The organism is Nocardioides renjunii, assembly GCF_034661175.1.
GTDB classification, from domain to species: Bacteria; Actinomycetota; Actinomycetes; order Propionibacteriales; family Nocardioidaceae; genus Nocardioides; species Nocardioides renjunii.
On the sequence record NZ_CP141058.1, the window covers coordinates 909,433 to 927,744 of the forward strand.

Annotated in this window: 15 protein-coding genes; 8 read left to right on the plus strand and 7 right to left on the minus strand. The window is 73.5% G+C overall.

Features of this window, described 5'->3' with window-relative positions:
- On the minus strand, positions 1-711 hold the full coding sequence (locus SHK17_RS04310) for a hypothetical protein (RefSeq protein WP_322921176.1): 711 nt from the start codon (positions 709-711) through the stop codon (positions 1-3).
- A gap of 153 nt (positions 712-864) precedes the next feature.
- Positions 865-3,198 (minus strand): ATP-binding protein, encoded by a 2,334-nt coding sequence (locus tag SHK17_RS04315; RefSeq protein ID WP_322921178.1) that lies wholly within the window; start codon positions 3,196-3,198, stop codon positions 865-867.
- Positions 3,199-3,318: 120 nt separating this feature from the next.
- Between SHK17_RS04315 and pulA the strand changes: the two genes are divergently transcribed.
- Positions 3,319-5,949 carry a pullulanase-type alpha-1,6-glucosidase gene (pulA, locus tag SHK17_RS04320; protein ID WP_322921179.1) on the plus strand — a complete coding sequence of 877 codons (2,631 nt, stop codon included), beginning with the start codon at positions 3,319-3,321 and terminating at the stop codon, positions 5,947-5,949.
- A 325-nt stretch (positions 5,950-6,274) separates the two neighbouring features.
- Here the strand turns inward: pulA and SHK17_RS04325 are convergent, their stop codons facing one another.
- A complete protein-coding gene (locus SHK17_RS04325) occupies positions 6,275-7,579 on the minus strand; it encodes a citrate synthase (protein WP_172270003.1) in 1,305 nt (434 codons plus the stop codon).
- A 117-nt stretch (positions 7,580-7,696) separates the two neighbouring features.
- A complete protein-coding gene (locus tag SHK17_RS04330) occupies positions 7,697-9,022 on the minus strand; it encodes an NAD(P)/FAD-dependent oxidoreductase (RefSeq protein ID WP_322921180.1) in 1,326 nt (441 codons plus the stop codon).
- 271 nt (positions 9,023-9,293) lie between these two features.
- Between SHK17_RS04330 and rplM the strand changes: the two genes are divergently transcribed.
- The 3 genes from rplM to glmM are packed head-to-tail and all read left to right on the plus strand — an operon-like array spanning position 9,294 to position 11,604.
- Positions 9,294-9,737, plus strand: a complete 444-nt coding sequence (gene rplM, locus SHK17_RS04335; protein WP_172270007.1) for a 50S ribosomal protein L13 — start codon at positions 9,294-9,296, stop codon at positions 9,735-9,737.
- The gene (gene rpsI, locus SHK17_RS04340) at positions 9,734-10,255 is read left to right on the plus strand and encodes a 30S ribosomal protein S9 (protein ID WP_322424852.1); all 522 of its coding nucleotides are present in this window, start codon (positions 9,734-9,736) and stop codon (positions 10,253-10,255) included. Before rplM ends, rpsI begins: the two co-directional genes overlap by 4 nt.
- A gap of 2 nt (positions 10,256-10,257) precedes the next feature.
- Positions 10,258-11,604, plus strand: coding sequence for a phosphoglucosamine mutase (gene glmM, locus SHK17_RS04345; protein ID WP_172270011.1), 1,347 nt, complete (start codon positions 10,258-10,260; stop codon positions 11,602-11,604).
- Here glmM and SHK17_RS04350 read toward each other — a convergent pair.
- Entirely contained in the window at positions 11,601-11,960 is a 360-nt protein-coding gene (locus SHK17_RS04350) for a GatB/YqeY domain-containing protein (protein WP_322921181.1), read from the minus strand. The genes glmM and SHK17_RS04350 overlap by 4 nt on opposite strands.
- 82 nt (positions 11,961-12,042) lie before the next feature.
- Here SHK17_RS04350 and SHK17_RS04355 point away from each other — a divergent pair, with 82 nt between their 5' ends.
- Complete coding sequence (locus SHK17_RS04355) at positions 12,043-13,035, plus strand: GNAT family N-acetyltransferase (protein WP_322424849.1); 993 nt, start codon at positions 12,043-12,045, stop codon at positions 13,033-13,035.
- Here the strand turns inward: SHK17_RS04355 and SHK17_RS04360 are convergent, their stop codons facing one another.
- A complete protein-coding gene (locus tag SHK17_RS04360; protein WP_322424848.1) occupies positions 13,036-13,419 on the minus strand; it encodes a winged helix-turn-helix transcriptional regulator in 384 nt (127 codons plus the stop codon).
- Positions 13,420-13,511: 92 nt separating this feature from the next.
- Here SHK17_RS04360 and SHK17_RS04365 point away from each other — a divergent pair, with 92 nt between their 5' ends.
- Both SHK17_RS04365 and SHK17_RS04370 read left to right on the plus strand, forming a co-directional pair.
- Positions 13,512-14,096: an NAD(P)-dependent oxidoreductase gene (locus tag SHK17_RS04365; RefSeq protein WP_172270019.1), complete on the plus strand. Its 585-nt coding sequence runs from the start codon at positions 13,512-13,514 to the stop codon at positions 14,094-14,096.
- Between the two features lie 275 nt (positions 14,097-14,371).
- Positions 14,372-15,325, plus strand: a complete 954-nt coding sequence (locus SHK17_RS04370) for a hypothetical protein (protein ID WP_322921182.1) — start codon at positions 14,372-14,374, stop codon at positions 15,323-15,325.
- Between the two features lie 104 nt (positions 15,326-15,429).
- Here SHK17_RS04370 and coaA read toward each other — a convergent pair whose 3' ends face one another.
- On the minus strand, positions 15,430-16,398 hold the full coding sequence (gene coaA / locus SHK17_RS04375; protein WP_172270023.1) for a type I pantothenate kinase: 969 nt from the start codon (positions 16,396-16,398) through the stop codon (positions 15,430-15,432).
- A gap of 65 nt (positions 16,399-16,463) precedes the next feature.
- On the opposite strand from coaA, the gene glmS reads away from it, so the two are divergent.
- Positions 16,464-18,308 (plus strand): glutamine--fructose-6-phosphate transaminase (isomerizing), encoded by a 1,845-nt coding sequence (gene glmS / locus SHK17_RS04380; RefSeq protein WP_172270025.1) that lies wholly within the window; start codon positions 16,464-16,466, stop codon positions 18,306-18,308.
- The last annotated feature ends 4 nt before the right edge of the window (positions 18,309-18,312 follow it).

The window sequence follows — 18,312 nt, forward strand, 5'->3', positions numbered from 1 at the left end:
TCAGGCCTCGCGGGCGGTGCGGAGCAGGCCGAGCGAGACCACGAGCAGCCAGACCGGCCCCGTCATGCCCGCCATGTACTGGGCGGGGCTCACCAGGAAGACGGCGGTGAGCCCGCCGAGCACGATGCTGACCCACCCGATCCAGCGCGGGTACGCGCCCTGCCGGAACGTCGCGGCCGCCACGGCGAGCCCGGTGAGGCCGGCGGCTCCCCACAGCCACGGCACGGTGCCGACCCAGTGCCCGAAGAAGGCGACGGTCTCGGGCACGAACGCGTCGTCCGGAGCGGCGAACGCGAAGGCGAACTCCGTCGTCAGGCCCGCGCCCATCAGCTGTGCGACCGCGACGAGGACCAGGCCGATGGCGGCCACGCCCGGCACCAGGCTGTCGGGGCCGGTGCGGTGGCGGAGCTGGCGGTGGAGCCCCGCGGTGAAGACCACGAGCAGCGCGCAGGACAGCATCGTCGCGGTGTGGAAGACCAGGACCTGCGCCACCTGGTTCGACATGGCCTCGGCGATCGCGTCGGCGTCACCGCTGGTCGCGGGGTCGTAGACGGCGTCGACGAGGCTGCTGGCGACCATCGAGACGATGCCCGCGGCTCCGGCGCCGACCCCGGCGAGCACCCACCCCGGGCCGCGCGGCCGGGTGGGTGAGCCGGTGCCGGGATCGTGGCGCGATCCGGACCGGGCGGACGGGTCGAGGGTGGTGCTCATGGCGGCTCCTGGGTGAGGCGGCACGGTGGTGTGCCGTGGCAGCACCCTGCGCCGCGCGGGACGGTCGGGACCACGGACAGCGGCAGCTGTACGAGAGGTGTACGGGTGCCGGCCGGGTCAGGCAGCGGGCAGGCGGGCGGACAGGCAGGCGGGTCAGCCGGCCCGGTCGGGCAGCCGGGCTCCGGCGGCGGGGTCGCGCAGCATCGCGGCGGCGGCGGCCGGCGCCAGCCCGCGGCCGGTGTCGAGCGCGTCGTCGTAGCGGTCCGGACCCAGGTGGGCGCGCGCGTCGTCCGCGGCGGCGGTGATGGTCGCCGGGTCGGGGCGGTAGTAGCCGTAGCCGTGCGAGCCCTGCGCCTCCCGGATGGCCTGGGCCGCGCCGAGCAGCAGCGGGACGCGCGCGTGCTGGCCCGAGGCCGCGGCCAGGACCGCGCCGGCGTCGAGCAGGTAGGCGAGATTGGCCTGGTCGCCCGTCTCGAGTGACAGCGCCGTGCCCTCCTCGAGGTGCCGGCGGGCGGCCGCGTGGTCGCCGCGGGCGAGCTCGACCTGGAAGAGGTTGTAGAGCGCGATATAGGACGTCAGCCGGTCCTCGCGCCGCCGCGCCGAGGCGAGCCCCTCGCCGATGAGCCGCACGGCCTCGTCGGGGTCCTCCCGCAGCAGCGCCACGGTGCCCAGCCAGATGTGCCCCAGCGCCCAGGTCCACTCGACCGGCGGCCCGCCGGCCTCCGCGTGGACGATCGCCTCGTCGAAGAGGCGCTGCGCCCGCGGGAGGTCGCCCGCCATCAGCGCGACGAGGCCCTCGCCCGCCACGGCGTTGGACAGGATGTCCGGACTGCCGCCCGCGTGCTGGTGCGCGACGCCCCACCACCCGGCAGCGGTCGGCACGTCGTCCATCGCGAAGGCCATCGTGGCGGCGCCGAGGGCCGCCCGAGCACGGACCTGCGCCTCGAGCGAGTCGGCGTGCTCGAGGGCGCCCTCGGCGAAGCGGCGGCCGTGCTCGTGGTGCCCGCGCAGCCACCAGTAGAGCCACAGCTCCCACGCCATCCGGGCCGGCGTCTCGACGTCGCCGGCGGCGAGAGCCCGCTCGGCGGCCGCGTTCATGTTGGCGTGCTCGAGGTCGATGCGGGCGAGGGCTTCCACCTGGCCACCGTCGCGGTAGCTCGCGCTGTGCTCGGTCGCGACGGCCAGGTAGTGGGCGGCGTGGGCGGCGGTGGCCCGCTCCCACTCGCCGGACTCCTGCAGCAGGTCGCGGGCGTACTGCGCGACCGGCTCGAGCAGTCGCAGCCGACCCGGACCGTCGGCCAGGACCAGCGAGTGCTCGACCAGCTCCTCGAGGCTCGTGGCCACCTCCGAGCGGTCGGTCCCGGCGCGCTGGGCGACCGCCTCGAGGTCGCCCAGGGTGGTGCCCCCCACGAAGACGCCCATCAGCCGGAGCAACCGTCGCCCGGGCTCGTCGAGCAGGCCGTGGCTCCAGTCGAGGGTGGCGCGCATGGTGCGCTGCCGCGGCGGCAGGTCGCGCGGTCCGGCCTCGAGGGCCGAGTCGAGGCGGTCGAGGAGGGAGGCGGGGTCGAGGAGCCGGGCGCGGGCCGCAGCGAGCTCCAGGGCCAGTGGCAGGCCGGCGAGCCGCTCGCAGGTCGCGGTCACCGCGTCCGCGTCCCCGGGGTCCGCACCCCACCCGGGCTTGACCCGCTGTGCCCGGTCGAGCAGCAGGCGCGCCGCGGGGGAGGGCGACCCGTCCGGCAGGTCCTCGACCTCCAGCGGCTCCACGGCGTACTCGGTCTCGCCCCGCACGCGCAGCGGTGCGCGGCTGGTCGCCAGCACCGTGAGGTCCGGCACCGCCGCGAGCAGCGCGGCCACGTCGGGGGCAGCGTCGAGGAGGTGCTCGACGTTGTCCAGCACCAGCAGCAGCTGCTGCCCGCGCAGGCGCTCGACGACGTCGTCGAGGACCGGGCGGCTCGGGTCGCGCGCCACGTCGACGGTGTCGGCGACGGCCTGGAGCAGCTGCGCGGGCTCCCGCAGCGGCGCGAGCTCGACGAGGCGTACGCCGTCGACGTACCGCGCGCGCACCGCGGTCCCGACCGCCAGGGACAACCGCGTCTTGCCGACGCCGCCGGGACCGCTCAGGGTGACCAGCCGGCTGGTCCGCACGAGGTCCGTCACCCGGCGGACGTCGTCGTCGCGGCCGATGAGCGGGGTCGCGGGGACCGGCAGGTCACGCGGCCCCGGCCCGGGCGTGGAGGCCGCCGCTCGCGGCGACCTCGACGGGACCGCGGCGAGGAGGCCGGCCCGGCCCTCCTCGCTGAGCCCGAGCGCCGCGGCCAGCGAGCGGAGCGTGTGCGGGTACGGGCGCGTGCGGGTGCCTCGCTCGAGGGCGCTGATGGCGTGCGGGCTGAGGCCCGCGCGCTCGGCGAGCTCCTCCTGCGAGAGCCCCGCGTCCTCGCGGAGCGCACGCAGCAGGGGACCCAGCGTGCTCGCCCCACGTGTCCCCACGACACCTCCACGGTCGACCTCGTCGCCGGAGTGTAGTGAGCACGGAGCCGTCACGTCGCCCCCCGGACCGCGGGGCGGGCCCGCTTCCCACGTCTGGGTCGGGTGGACTTCACTGGCGACGTGTCCTCACGCCCCTCGACCGCCAGCGCCCGCTCCACCGACGCCGCGGCTGACCTCACGCAGGCGCGGGCCCACTGGCTGCGCGCCGACCTGGTCGCGTGGGACGTGCCCGACGCGGGGAACGGGACCCACCGCCTGCACTGGTCGCACCAGGGCGACCTCGCCGTCGACGCAGAGGCCGTCACCGGGGGCTCGAGCGTCCGGCTCACCCACGACCCCGCGGGCCTCCCCGCCGACGTGCTGGCGCAGTTCCCCCACCTCGGGGGTCTCCCGGCGTTCCGGCTCGACCCGTCGGCGGCCGCGCGGGCGGGCGGGATCCTCACCGGCCAGCTCGCCGTGGCGTCGTACGCCCCGGACGGGACGTTGCGCGACGCCACCGGCGTGCAGGTGCCCGGGGTCCTCGACCACCTGTACGCCGACGCCGCGGACCGCGGGCTCGGCGTCACCTGGCGCGGCGGCACGCCGACGCTGGCGGTGTGGGCGCCGACCGCGCAGGACGTGACCGCCGTCGTCGGCGGCAAGCGCGTGCCGATGGAGCGACAGCGCGACGGCACGTGGACGGTCACCGGGTCTCCTTCCTGGAAGGACGCGGCGTACACCTACGAGGTGCGCGTGTGGGCGCCGAGCGCCCGAGCGGTCGTCACGAACCGGGTGACGGACCCCTGGTCGGTGGCCCTCACCACCAACTCCGCGCAGTCACTCGTCGTCGACCTGGGCGACCCGGCGCTCGCGCCGGCGGGCTGGGCGGACACGCCGCCGCCAGTGATCGCGCGGCCGGTGGACCGCACGATCTACGAGCTGCACGTGCGCGACTTCTCGATCGGCGACGAGACCGTGCCGGAGGGCGAGCGGGGGACCTACCTGGCCTTCGACCACGACGACACCGCCGGGATGCGGCACCTGCGCCACCTGGCCGAGGCGGGGCTCAACACGGTGCACCTGCTCCCGGTGTTCGACATCGCGACCATCGAGGAGCGTCGCGCCGCCCAGCTGGTGCCCGACTGCGACCTCGCGTCACTGCCGCCGGACTCCGAGCGCCAGCAGGAGTGCGTGGAGGCGGTCCGGACCGGCGACGGCTTCAACTGGGGCTACGACCCCCTGCACTACACGGCACCGGAGGGGTCGTACGCCACCGACCCGGAGGGCACCCGCCGGACCCTCGAGCTGCGCCGGATGGTGCAGGGCCTGCACCGGGCGGGGCTGCAGGTCGTCCTGGACGTGGTCTACAACCACACCGCCGCCGACGGCCAGGCCGAGAGGTCCGTGCTCGACAAGGTCGTGCCCGGCTACTACCACCGTCTCGACGCCGCGGGTCGCGTCGAGAGCTCCACGTGCTGCTCCAACACGGCCACCGAGCACCGGATGATGGAGAAGCTGATGATCGACTCCGTGCTCACCTGGGCACGGGACTACAGGGTCGACGGCTTCCGCTTCGACCTGATGGGCCACCACTCGCTGGAGAACATGACGAGGCTGCGGGCGGCCCTCGACGGCCTCACCGTGAGCCGTGACGGCGTCGACGGACGCGGGGTCTACCTCTACGGCGAGGGCTGGAACTTCGGCGAGGTCGCCGACGACGCCCGCTTCGTGCAGGCGACCCAGCGCCACCTGGCCGGCACCGGGATCGGCTCGTTCAACGACCGGCTGCGCGACGCCGTGCGCGGCGGCGGACCCTTCGACGAGGACCCGCGCGCCCAGGGCTTCGGCTCGGGGCTCCTCACCGACCCCAACGGCGCCGAGGTCAACGGCACCCCCGAGGAGCAGCGCGCGCAGTTGCTGCACCAGCAGGACCTCGTCAAGCTCGGCATGGCCGGCAACCTCGCCGACTTCCGGTTCACCTCCTCACGGACCGGGCAGGAGGTGCGGGGCGCGGACGTCGACCACGACGGCCGGCCGGCGGGCTACGCCGCCGAGCCGTCCGAGACCGTGGCGTACGTCGACGCGCACGACAACGAGACGCTGTGGGACTCCCTCGCTCTCAAGCTCCCGCGTGCGACGCCGATGGCCGACCGGGTCCGGATGAACACCGTGTCGCTGTCGACGGTCGCCCTCGGCCAGGGCGTGGTGTTCTGGCACGCCGGCACCGACCTGCTGCGCTCGAAGAGCCTGGACCGCAACTCCTACGACTCCGGCGACTGGTTCAACCGCGTCGACTGGCAGCGGCGGGAGAACACCTTCGGCTCGGGGCTGCCGCCGCGCGCCGACAACGAGGACAAGTGGGTGTTCATGCGGCCGCTCCTGGGCGACCCCGCGCTGCGTCCGGATGCTGCCGCGATGGACGAGGCGCACCAGCGGGCGCTGGACCTGCTCCGGATCCGGTCGTCCTCGCGGCTCTTCCGGCTCGGCAGCGCGAGCGCCGTGCAGGAGAAGGTGTCGTTCCTCGACGCGGAGCCGGGGGTGGTGGCGATGCTGCTGGACGACACGGTCGGAGCGGACGCCGATCCGGACCGCGACGCGATCCTCGTCGTCGTCAACGCCACGCCGCAGCCGCAGACCGTGTCGGGGACGGGCGCGCGGTGGTCGCTGCACCCGGTGCAGGCGACGGGCGGCGACGCGGTCGTCCGGAGCAGCACGGTGGCTGACGACGCGGTGACCGTGCCGGCGCGCACCACCGCGGTGTTCGAGCGGTGACGGGCGGTGTCCGGGGTGCGGTAGAGCTGCTCGCCCGTGCGGGTGTCGAACACGACGACCTGCAGGGCGTGCGTGCCGTACTCGTCGGTGGGGCCGCGCGAGCCGTCCAGCAGGGCCAGTGTCGACCGGTCGGGAGAGATCACCATGCTGCTCCACTGCAGGTCGCTCACCTCCTCGGTGCCGCCCTCGGCGCTGGTGAACCACAGCACCTCACGCGGCGATGCTCCCACCCGCGGCCACGAGGCGGACGCACCGACGCCCCCGGCCGGGTGCCGGGGGCGTCGGTGTCGTGCGGGCCTGGTGAGGTGGTGCGAGGTGGTGGGCGTCAGGCCCAGCGCTCCGAGGCCGAGGTGAAGGTGAGCTCGCGGTCGCCGGTGTAGATCTGCTTGGGCCGGGCGATCTTCTGGTCCTTGTCCTGCACCAGCTCCGACCACTGCGCCAGCCAGCCCGGCGTACGGCCGATGGCGAAGAGCACCGTGAACATCTCGGGCGGGAACTGGAACGCCTCGTAGATGAGGCCGGAGTAGAAGTCGACGTTGGGGTAGAGCTTGCGCTTGACGAAGTACTCGTCCTCGAGCGCGATCTTCTCCAGCTCGAGCGCGATGTCGAGGAGCGGGTTGGTGCCGGTGACCTCGAAGACGTCCTCGGCGGACTTCTTGATGATCTTCGCGCGCGGGTCGTAGTTCTTGTAGACCCGGTGGCCGAAGCCCATCAGCCGCTCGTTGCCGTCCTTGACCCCGGAGATGAAGGCCGGGATGTTCTCGGTCGAGCCGATGCGGCGCAGCATGCGCAGCACCGCCTCGTTGGCGCCGCCGTGCAGCGGCCCGTAGAGCGCACCCACACCGGCCGCGACGGCCGAGTAGGGGTCGACCTGCGAGGAGCCGACGGAGCGGACCGCGTTGGTCGAGCAGTTCTGCTCGTGGTCGGCGTGCAGGATGAACAGCACGTCGAGGGCCTTGACCAGCCGCTCGTCGGCCTCGAACTTCTGCTCGCTCATCTTGAACAGCATCGAGAGGAAGTTGGCGGTGTAGCCGAGGTCGTTGTCGGGGTAGACGTAGGGCTTGCCCTGCGCGTGCCGGAACGACCAGGCGCCGAGCGTCGGCATCTTGGCGATCATGCGCACGATCTGCATGTGCCGGTTGTCCGCGTCGCTGATGTTGCGGGCGTCGGGGTAGAACGTCGACAGCGCGCCGACCGAGGCCATCAGCATGCCCATCGGGTGGGCGTCGTAGCGGAAGCCGTGCATGAAGTTCTTGACGTTCTCGTGCACGAAGGTGTGGTAGGTGATCTCGTGCACCCAGGCGTCGTACTGCTCCTTGGTGGGCAGGTCGCCGTGGATGAGCAGGTAGGCCACCTCGAGGAAGTTGGACTTCTCGGCCAGCTGCTCGATCGGGTACCCGCGGTACTCGAGGATGCCCTTGTCGCCGTCGATGTAGGTGACCGCCGAACGGCACGAGGCCGTGTTGACGAAGCCGGGGTCATAGGTGGCGAGACCGGGCTCGTCGTCGGTGAGGCGGATCTGCCCCAGGTCCTTGGCCGCGATCGTGTTGTCGGTGATCGCGATGTCGTACTCCTGACCGGTCCGGTTGTCCCGGACCGTCAGGGAATCCTTGGCCGCAACGTCGGTCACGTCGGCTCCTGTCCCATACGTGTGTACGTCTTCTGGTGTCCCCTCAACCTAGCCGCGGCTGTCGGGGGAGCGCGAACCAGGTGTCCACCACCCGGGTCGCGCCCGGGCCGAGCAGCGTCAGCGGCCGGCCACGCGGTGGGCGGCGAGCGCGATCCGGCTGGTGCGCGGCAGCCCGGCGTCCTCGCGGCGGTCGGCGGCCCGGTAGAGCCGGTAGAGCGCGTGCACGCCGAGCCAGCGCAGCGGCTCGGGCTCCCACCGGCGGACGCGGTGACCGGTCCACGGCAGCCGGACGAGGTCGGTGTCGTGGCCGAGCACCAGGTCGCGCAGCGTGCGAGCGGCGAGGTTGGTCGCGGTGAGTCCGGACCCGACGTAGCCGCCGGCGTGGCCGACTCCCGTGCCGGGGTCGAAGCAGACGCTGGCGCTCCAGTCCCGCGGCACGCCCAGCACCCCGCACCAGGCGTGGTCGAGGCCGATGCCCGCGAGCGACGGGAACAGATCGGTGAGGGTCGATCGCAGCGACTCGACGGTGGCCGGCTGGGTGCGCCCGTCGACGTCGGTGCGCGAGCCGAAGCGGTAGGGCACCCCGCGCCCGCCCATCGCGATCCGGCCGTCGGCGGTGCGCTGCGCGTAGCAGTAGGCGTGCGCCTCGTCGCCGAGCAGCTCGGCGCCGTCCCAGCCGATCCGCGCCCACTGGGCGTCGCTCAGCGGCTCGGTCACGACGATCGCGGAGTTCATCGGCAGCCAGTCGCGGCGGTGGCCGGCGAGCCCGGCGGTGAAGCCCTCCAGGCAGCGCAGCACGACCGGGGCACGCACGGTCCCGCGGTCGGTGCGCACGACGCCCGGCTCGACGGCCAGCGCCCGGGTGCCCTCGTGGATGCGGACGCCGCGCTCGCGCACGACCCGCGCGACGCCGGCGACCAGCCGGGCCGGGTGCACCCGCGCGCAGTCGGGGTCGTGGTGGCCCGAGACGGCGCCGGCCACGCGGACGCGGGCCGCGACCTGGTCGGCGGTGAGCTCGCCGCCGAGGCGCCGGCGCTGGGCCTCGGAGCGGGCGACCACCAGCACGCCGCTGCGCACGATGTCGGCCTCGATGCCCTCGCGGGCCGCGACGCCGATGACCTCGTCGACCGTGGCCCGCAGGGCGTCGCGCAGCCGCTGCACGCCGGCCTCGCCCGCCACCTCGGCGTACGTCGACGCACTGCCGGCCAGCTCGCTGGAGAGCCAGCCGCCGTTGCGCCCGGAGGCGCCGAAGCCGGCGAACTCGGCCTCGACGACGCGGACGTCGAGGCCCGGGTCGGCCTCGTGGAGGTAGAGGGCCGTCCAGAGGCCGGTGAGGCCGCCGCCGACGATCGCGACGTCGCACGTCACGTCGCCGTCCAGCAGGTCGGTGGGGGTGGGCAGCCCGACCTGCTGCCACCAGAAGGAGACGCCACCGTTGCGCACGCCGCCATTCTGGGGGCACTGGTGGCTCCCGGACGCCCGCCCCGTCGTTTTGACCCCCCGCGCGGGGGCGCCGTACTCTTGCTGGTCGCGACTCCTGCCGCGTCCGCTCCCTCCCCACGGAGACCCGGAGCGGGTGCAGATCCGGACGTCATCCCCAGTCTCCGCCGAGCGGAGCGGGGGAGCGATCCGGGCCGTGTTCGTCAGAGGCCGCAGCACCACCACCCGCTCCTCGTCCGAGGCGCGGGACCCACGAACCAGAACGGGACATGCCGTGCGCACGTACAGCCCCAAGCCCGCTGACATCCAGCGTGAGTGGCTCGTCATCGACGCCACCGACGTGGTCCTCGGACGCCTCGCCGTCCAGACCGCCAACCTCCTCCGAGGCAAGCACAAGCCGACCTTCGCCCCCCACATGGACGTGGGCGACTTCGTGATCATCGTCAACGCGTCGAAGGTGTCGCTGTCGGGGAGCAAGAAGACGACCAAGATGGCCTACCGCCACTCCGGCTACCCGGGCGGCCTCTCGGCCACCCCGTTCGGTGAGCTCCTCGAGAAGGACGCCCGCAAGGCCATCGAGAAGGCCGTGTGGGGCATGCTCCCGAAGAACAAGCTCGGTCGCCAGATGCTGAAGAAGCTCAAGGTCTACCCCGGCCCCGACCACCCGCACGCGGCCCAGAAGGCCGTTCCCTTCGAGATCTCGCAGATCTCCCAGTGACGACTGAGGACTCACAGATGACTGAGAACACCACCGAGGTCGAGGAGACCTTCGAGACCGACGCCGAGGGCGTTGCCTACACGTCCGAGAGCGACGCCTCGGCCGACACCCCCGCCCGCCCGGCCACCATCGCGCCCGCCGGCGCGACCGGCCGCCGCAAGGAGGCCGTCGCCCGCGTCCGCATCGTCCCGGGCACCGGCGAGTGGACCATCAACGGCCGCACGCTCGACAACTACTTCCCCAACAAGCTGCACCAGCAGATCGCCAACGAGCCGTTCGCCGAGCTGCAGCTCGAGGGCCGCTTCGACGTGATCGCCCGCATCCACGGCGGCGGCATCGCCGGCCAGGCCGGCGCCCTGCGCCTCGGTGTGGCCCGCGCGCTCAACTCCGTCGACGTCGAGGCCAACCGCCCGGCGCTCAAGAAGGCCGGTCTGCTGACCCGCGACGCCCGCGTCGTGGAGCGCAAGAAGGCCGGTCTCAAGAAGGCCCGCAAGGCCAGCCAGTTCTCCAAGCGCTGACCTTGGCGCGACTCTTCGGCACGGACGGGGTCCGGGGCCTGGCGAACGCCGATCTCACGGCAGAGCTGGCCCTGGACCTCTCCGTCTGTGCCGCACACGTCCTGGCCGACCGCGGCGAGTTCGAGGGGCACCGTCCCCTCGCCGTGGTGGGCCGGGACACGCGCATCTCCGGCCAGTTCCTCGAGGCCGCGGTCGTCGCGGGCCTCGCCTCGGCGGGCGTCGACGTGCTCCTGCTCGGGGTGCTGCCCACGCCCGGCGTGGCCTACATGACCGAGCGCCTCGGCGCGGACCTCGGCGTGATGCTGTCGGCCTCGCACAACCCGATGCCCGACAACGGCATCAAGTTCCTCGCGCGCGGCGGCCACAAGCTCGACGACGCCATCGAGATCGCCATCGAGCGCCGGATGGGCGAGCCCTGGGCGCGTCCCACCGGCGGCGACGTCGGCCGGGTGCAGGCCTACGACACGGCCGTCGAGGAGTACGCCGCCCACCTCGAGAGCACGATCACCCACCCGCTGGTGGGGCTCAAGGTCGTCCTCGACTGCGCCGAGGGCGCAGCCCACGCCGCCGGGCCGCGGGCCCTCGAGGACGCCGGCGCGACGGTCATTGCGATCCACGCCGACCCCGACGGCCTCAACATCAACGACAACTGCGGCTCGACCCACCTCGGGTCGCTCCAGGCCGCCGTGGTCGAGCACGGCGCCCACGCCGGCTTCGCCCTCGACGGCGACGCCGACCGCTGCCTGGCCGTCGACGCCGAGGGCAACGTCGTCGACGGCGACCAGATCCTGGCGATCCTGTCGCTCTCGCTCCTCGAGCAGGGGCGGCTCGCCAAGGACACCGTGGTCGCCACCGTGATGAGCAACCTCGGCTTCGTGCAGGCCATGCGCGCCGGCGGCGTCGGCGTGCGCCAGACCAAGGTCGGCGACCGCTACGTCCTCGAGGCGATGAAGGTCTCCGGCTACTCCCTGGGTGGGGAGCAGTCCGGCCACGTCATCCTCCGCGACCACGCCACCACCGGTGACGGCATCCTCACCACGCTGCACGTCATGGAGCGGATGGCCACCACCGGCAAGTCGCTGGCCGAGCTCGCCTCGGTCATGACCCGGCTGCCGCAGGTGCTGCTCAACGTCGCCGGCGTCGACAAGTCGCGCGCCGACGAGGACGCCGTCCTGGCGGCCGCCGTCGCCGAGGAGGAAGCGGTGCTCGGCGAGCGCGGGCGGATCCTGCTGCGCCCCTCGGGCACCGAGCCGATCGTGCGCGTCATGGTCGAGGCCCCCACCCACGACGAGGCGCACGGCGTCGCCGTCCGCCTGGCCGACGTGGTCAAGCGCCAGCTGGCGCTCTAGCCGCTCGACCCCGGCCGCAGCGCCACCAGCCGGTCCGCGGCCCGACGGGCCGCCGCCGCACGCTCGGGGGCCGCGTCGTCGTACGCCAGCGCGGCCTCCCGGAGCGCGGCGATCTCGCTCTCGAGGAGGGCCAGCTCGTCGGCGTCGTCCAGCACGCGCCGGGCCGCCTCGGTCGAGCCGACGCCGACCGGCGCCTCCTCGATCGCCCCGGCCCGCGCCGCCGTCGGCACCGCCTCGGCGTTCTCCAGCGCGGCGAGCGTGGTGCGGAGCGCGGACACGGTCCCGGCGTCCCGGGCCCGGCGGGCCTCGAGCAGGGCGGCGCGCAGCCGGGAGCGGAGCGGGGAGTCGGTGGTCACGGGTCGAGCCTGCCAACGAGCGGCCCGGCGCGCACGGGGTTATCCGGGTGACGGGCGGCGGCGGCGCGGCTACGGTCGCGGCGTGGTCGACATCGAGCAGATCAACCCCCGCAACCAGGCAGCGCTCCGGGCCTGGTGGGAGGTCGGCGCCGCGGCGACCGCCGAGCGCCCCGGCAAGCCGTGGCCGCTGTGGGACCAGAGCCGCGTCGCGCTGCCCGCCGACAACCCCGAGCGTGCCGTGACGCTCATCGGGGCGATCGACGGCCGCGAGATGGTGGGCGCGGGCCTGCTCACCCGCCCCCTGCGCGAGAACCTGCACACCGCCATGGCGTTCGCCTACGTCCGGCCCGACCGGACCCGCGAGGGCATCGGCCGCCGGCTGGTGGAGGAGCTCGAGGTCGTGGCCGCCGGCGACGGGCGCTCGACGATCCAGAGCGAGGCCTACCTCCCGCCGGGCGGGACCGGCGCATCCGAGGCGTTCGCGCGAGCCATGGGGTACGACGTCGCGAGCCGCGAGGCGATCAAGGAGCTGACGCTCACCGACTACCTCGCCCGCCGCGACGCCCTCGCGGTCGAGGCGTCCGCCGCCGACGCCTACCGGGTCATCACGTTCGACACCGTCTGCCCCGAGGAGCACCTCGACTCGTTCGGCCGGCTGCTCGGCATGCTCATGTCGGAGGTGCCGCTGGGCGAGCTCGACCTCGCGGCCTCGGAGTGGACCCCGGAGCGCATCCGCGACGCCGAGCAGCGCCAGGTCGACGTCGGCCGACACGTGCAGACCGCCATGGCGATCGCCCCGGACGGCTCCGTGGCGGGCGTGTCCGACGTACGCGTCGACGACAGCGACCCGGCGTACGGACAGGTCGGCATCACGATCGTGGACCCCGCCCACCGCGGCCACCGGCTCGGGCTCGCGCTCAAGCTCGCCACGCACGACCTGGCGGTGGCGACGTACCCCGACCTGGTCTCGCTGGACACCTCCAACGCCGAGGTGAACACCTGGATGAACGCCGTCAACGAGGCGCTGGGCTACCGCACCATCGAGACGCTGCTGGAGCTGCAGAAGAAGCGCTGATCAGCGCGCCTCGGCGGCGGCGTCGTAGTCGTCGCGGGAGGCGAGGATGCGGGACAGGTGGGTCTCGGCCCAGTCGGTGAGCGCCGCGATCGGCCCGGTCAGCGAGGCGCCGAGCTCGGTGAGCTCGTAGTCGACGCGGGGCGGCACCTGGGCGTGGACCGTGCGAGTCAGCAGGCCGTCGCGCTCCATCGCGCGCAGCGTCTGGGTGAGGACCTTGGGCGCGACGCCGCCGATCCGCGCACGGAGCACGCTGAAGCGGAGCGGGCCGTCGACGAGCGCGCCGATCACCAGCGCCGTCCACTTGTCGCCGATGCGGTCGAGGACCACGCGGGTCGGGCAGTCGGGGTCGAAGGCGTCGCCACGCGCAGGTCGGTTGGTTACCACGAGGTACTTATAGCACGTTGAAGTCATCGGTTACCAGTGGTTACCGTCGGCGCCACAGACGACCCCGTACGACCGACCCGAAGGACTGCACCATGAAGATCGCCCTGTTCGGCGCCACCGGCATGATCGGCTCCCGCATCGCCGCCGAGGCCACGGCGCGCGGCCACGACGTCACCGGCCTGAGCCGCTCCACCGGCGGCGACGTCGCCGACCCCGAGACCGTGCGCGGGGCCGCCGAGACGCACGACGTACTGGTCTCCGCGACCGGGCCGAGCCGCACCGGCGAGCCCCACCAGCCCTGGCTGGACGCGGTGGAGAACCTCATCGCCCACGCCGGTGGCACCCGCGTGCTCTTCGTCGGCGGCGCCGGCTCGCTCCTCACCCCGGACGGCGACCGCCTCCTCGACACCGACGGCTTCCCGCCGGAGTACCTCCCCGAGGCCACGACGGGCGCCGCCTCCCTCGAGCTCTTCCGCGCCGCCCCGGAGTCGGTCGACTGGACCTACCTCAGCCCGGCGCCGGTCATCGCGCCCGGCGAGCGCACCGGCACCTACGCCACCGCCCTCGACACCCCGGCCGGCGACTTCGTCAGCGCCGAGGACTACGCCGTCGCGCTCGTCGACGAGGTCGAGCAGGGCCAGCACCGCCGCCGGCGGTTCACCGTCGCGTCGGCCTGAGGGTCGCGGGCCGACCGGACCGTTCAGCCCGTTCGGCCCGGGCGTCATGGCCGGCGGTTGCTCCGGCGACCGCCGGCCATGACGTCGTACGCCGAGGTCATGGCGGGCGGTGGTCAGGACGGCCACCGCCCATGACGTCCGGCGAGCTCAGGGGCCGGCGCCGACATGGTGGTCGGTGGCCGAGGAGTGTCCACAGGAACGCGTCGAACCGTGTCGTCCACAGCAGGTCTCCCCGTCGCTCCCGGACTGTCCGGGGCGGGCCCGAGCCTCGTCGCATGGACGACCAGGGCACGCGGCACAGCGCCGCCGAACGGCAACGGATCATCGACGAGCTGACGGCGACCGCCGAGCAGCAGGGTGGCGTGGTCTCCCGAGCGCAGGCGTACGCCGCGGGGCTGACGCGAGGCGAGCTGCGCGCGCAGCTGCGAGCGAGGCGGTGGCAGCGGGTGTGGTCGCGCTCGATCTGCCTGCACACGGGCCCGCTCGCGACCAGGGGCGCGCAGTGGGCCGCGGTGTTCGAGAGCGGGGACCGGGCGATGCTGGACGGGGAGTCGTCGCTCATCGCCTCCGGGCTCGAGCACTACCGCTCGGACGCGTGGCGGGTGTCGGTGCCACGGGGCGTGAAGCCGCTCCGGGGCGCCGGGCTCGACGTACGCCGCACCCGGCGGTGGTCGGCCGAGGACCGCGTCGCGACCGGCGTGCCGCGGACGAGGGTCCCGGTGGCCGCCGTCAGGGCAGCGATGTGGGCGCGGAGCGACAAGCAGGCAGCCCTCCTGCTCACCCTGCCCGTCCAGCAGGGGCTCACCACCGCCGCCGACGTGGGGCGAGCGCTCCTCGCCGTCCGGCGTGACCGCCGGCGCGAGCTGATGCACGCGGTGGTCACCGACCTCCTGGGCGGCGTCCGTTCGCTCGGCGAGCTCGACGTCGCCCGGCAGTGTCGCCGCCGTGGGCTGCCCGAGCCGGACCGGCAGGTCGTGCGTCGCGGCAGGGACGGCCGCTACTACCTCGACGTCTGCTGGGACGACTTCCACCTCGTCGTCGAGGTCGACGGCATCCACCACACCTGGGCGTCGAGCGTCGTGCCCGACGCCCTGCGCCAGAACGAGATCGCTCTCGGGCGGTCCAACGTGCTCCGGCTCCCGCTCCTGGGCCTGCGTGTGGCGGCCGACGACTTCTTCGCCCAGGTCGAGCGGGGGCTCCGGGCGGGTGGATGGGGGCGGGCGGCGTGAGGTCGCGTCGGCGGACGTCATGGCGGGCGGCTGCCGGGGCGACCAGCGGCCATGACGTCCGACCGGGAGCGCCGGCCCCGACCAGGAGCGCCGGCCCGCCTGCGTCAGAGCTTGCGCAGCCGCACGTAGCGCACCGAGTGGTCGGTGTCCTTGCGGAGCACCAGGTTCGCGCGGGAGCGGGTCGGGGCGACGTTCTGCACGAGGTTGGGCTCGTTGATGGAGTCCCAGATGCGCGTGGCCTGGCCGACGGCCTCGTCGTGGGAGAGAGCGGCGTACTTGCGGAAGTACGACGCCGGGTCGCGGAACGCGGTCTCGCGCAGGCGCAGGAACCGGTCGACGTACCAGCGCTTGATGTCGGTCAGCGCCGCGTCGACGTAGACGGAGAAGTCGAAGAAGTCGCTGACGGCCAGGCCGGTGCGGCCGTCGTCGCGCACCCGCGCCGGCTGCAGCACGTTGAGGCCCTCGACGATGACGATGTCGGGCCGCTTGACGACGACCTTCTCGTCGGGGACGACGTCGTAGACGAGGTGGGAGTAGATCGGGGCCTCGACCTCGTCCTTTCCGGACTTGATGTCGATGACGAACTTGAGCAGCGCCTTGCGGTCGTAGGACTCGGGGAACCCCTTGCGGTGCAGCAGCCCGCGGCGCTCGAGCTCGGCGTTGGGCAGCAGGAAGCCGTCGGTCGTCACCAGCGCGACGTTGGGGTGCTCGGGCCAGTGGGCGAGCATCTGCTGCAGCACGCGGGCGGTGGTGGACTTGCCGACCGCCACCGACCCGGCGAGGCCGATGACGAACGGCGTGCGCGGCGGGGTGACGCGGTGGAGGAACTCCTCCTGCTCGCGGTGCAGCCGGGAGTTGGCGGCGACGTAGAGGCTGAGCAGCCGCGAGAGGGGCAGGTAGACCTGCTCGATCTCGCGCAGGTCGAGCTGGTCGCCGAGGCCGCGGAGGCGGACCACCTCGTCGGGGGTGAGCACGGTCTCCGCCGTGCCGGCCAGCTGCGCCCAGGCCGCCCGCTCGAGCTCGACGTAGGGAGAGGCCTCACCGCCGTGGTGCGGCTCCGGGACCTCGGACATGGGTGCGATTGTGGCACCGCGCCGGGGCACGGCTGTGCGGCGCCCTGCCGATAGACTCTCGGCCCATGTGCGGAATCGTCGGGTACGTGGGCCACCAGCCGGCCGAGGCAGTCATCGTCGAGGGCCTCCGGCGACTGGAGTACCGCGGCTACGACTCCGCCGGGATCGCCCTCGTCGACGGCGGATCGCTCGTCGCGGACAAGCGCGCCGGCAAGCTCGCCAACCTCGAGAAGGCCATCGCCGAGTCGCCGCTGCCCGCCGTCACGACCGGGATCGGCCACACCCGCTGGGCCACCCACGGACCGCCGACCGACCGCAACGCCCACCCCCACCTCGGCCGCGCCCGCCGGGTGGCCCTGGTCCACAACGGCATCATCGAGAACTTCGCCGAGCTCCGTGGCCGCCTCGAGTCCGAGGGCGTCGAGATGGCCTCCGACACCGACACCGAGGTCGCCGCGCACCTGCTCGAGGAGCAGCTCGAGACGGGCGTCGACCTCACCGTCGCCATGCAGGCCGTCTGCCGCGGCCTCGAGGGCGCGTTCACCCTCGTCGCCGTCGACGCGCAGGACCCCGACCGCGTGGTGGCCGCCCGCCGCAACAGCCCGCTCGTCGTCGGGATCGGCGAGGGGGAGAACTTCCTCGGCTCCGACGTCGCCGCGTTCATCGAGCACACCCGCGAGGCGATGGAGCTCGACCAGGACCAGGTCGTCACCATCACCCGCGAGGGCGTGAGCGTCTCCGGCTTCGACGGCACGCCCGCCGAGGGCCGCCGCTACCACGTCGACTGGGACCTCTCGGCCGCCGAGAAGGACGGCCACGACTGGTTCATGCGCAAGGAGATCTTCGAGCAGCCGCGCGCCCTGGCCGACTCGCTCCTCGGCCGCCGCGGCGCCGACGGCCTGCTCCAGCTCGACGAGATGCGCCTGTCCGACCAGGACCTGCGCGACATCGACAAGATCATCATCATCGCCGCCGGTACGTCGTTCTACGCCGGCATGGTGGCCAAGTACGCCATCGAGCACTGGTGCCGCATCCCCGTCGAGGTGGAGCTCGCCAGCGAGTTCCGCTACCGCGACCCGATCCTCACCAGCGCCACCCTCGTCGTCGCGATCAGCCAGTCCGGCGAGACGGCCGACACCCTCCAGGCGATCCGGCACGCGCGGGTCCAGCGCTCCAAGGTGCTGGCGATCTGCAACACCAACGGCTCCACCATCCCGCGCGAGTCCGACGGCGTGATCTACACCCACGCCGGCCCCGAGATCGGCGTCGCCTCCACCAAGGGGTTCCTCACCCAGCTGGTCGCCTGCTACCTCCTCGCCCTCTACCTCGCGCAGGTCAAGGGCACCCGCTTCGGCGACGAGATCTCGCAGGTGGTCGACCAGCTCGAGGAGATGCCGGGCCACGTCGAGACCGTCCTGGCCAAGGCGGAGGAGATCTACGCCCTCGCCCGCGACCACGTCGACAGCCGCTCGGTGCTGTTCCTCGGCCGCCACGCGGGCTACCCCGTCGCGCTCGAGGGGGCGCTCAAGCTCAAGGAGATCGCCTACCTCCACGCGGAGGGCTTCGCGGCCGGCGAGCTCAAGCACGGCCCGATCGCGCTGGTCGAGGAGGGGCTCCCCATCCTCTGCGTGGTGCCCCCGCGCGGCCGCGACCAGCTGCACGACAAGATGATCAGCGGCATCCAGGAGGTGCGGGCCCGCGGGGCGCGCACGCTGTGCCTGGCCGAGGAGGGCGACACGACGATCGAGCCCTACGCCGACGTGCTGTTCACGCTGCCGCAGGTGCCGGTGCTCCTGCAGCCCATCGTCGCCGTCGTGCCGCTCCAGCTCTTCGCGTGCGAGCTGGCCACCCAGCTCGGCCACGACGTCGACCAGCCGCGCAACCTCGCCAAGTCCGTCACGGTCGAGTAGGACT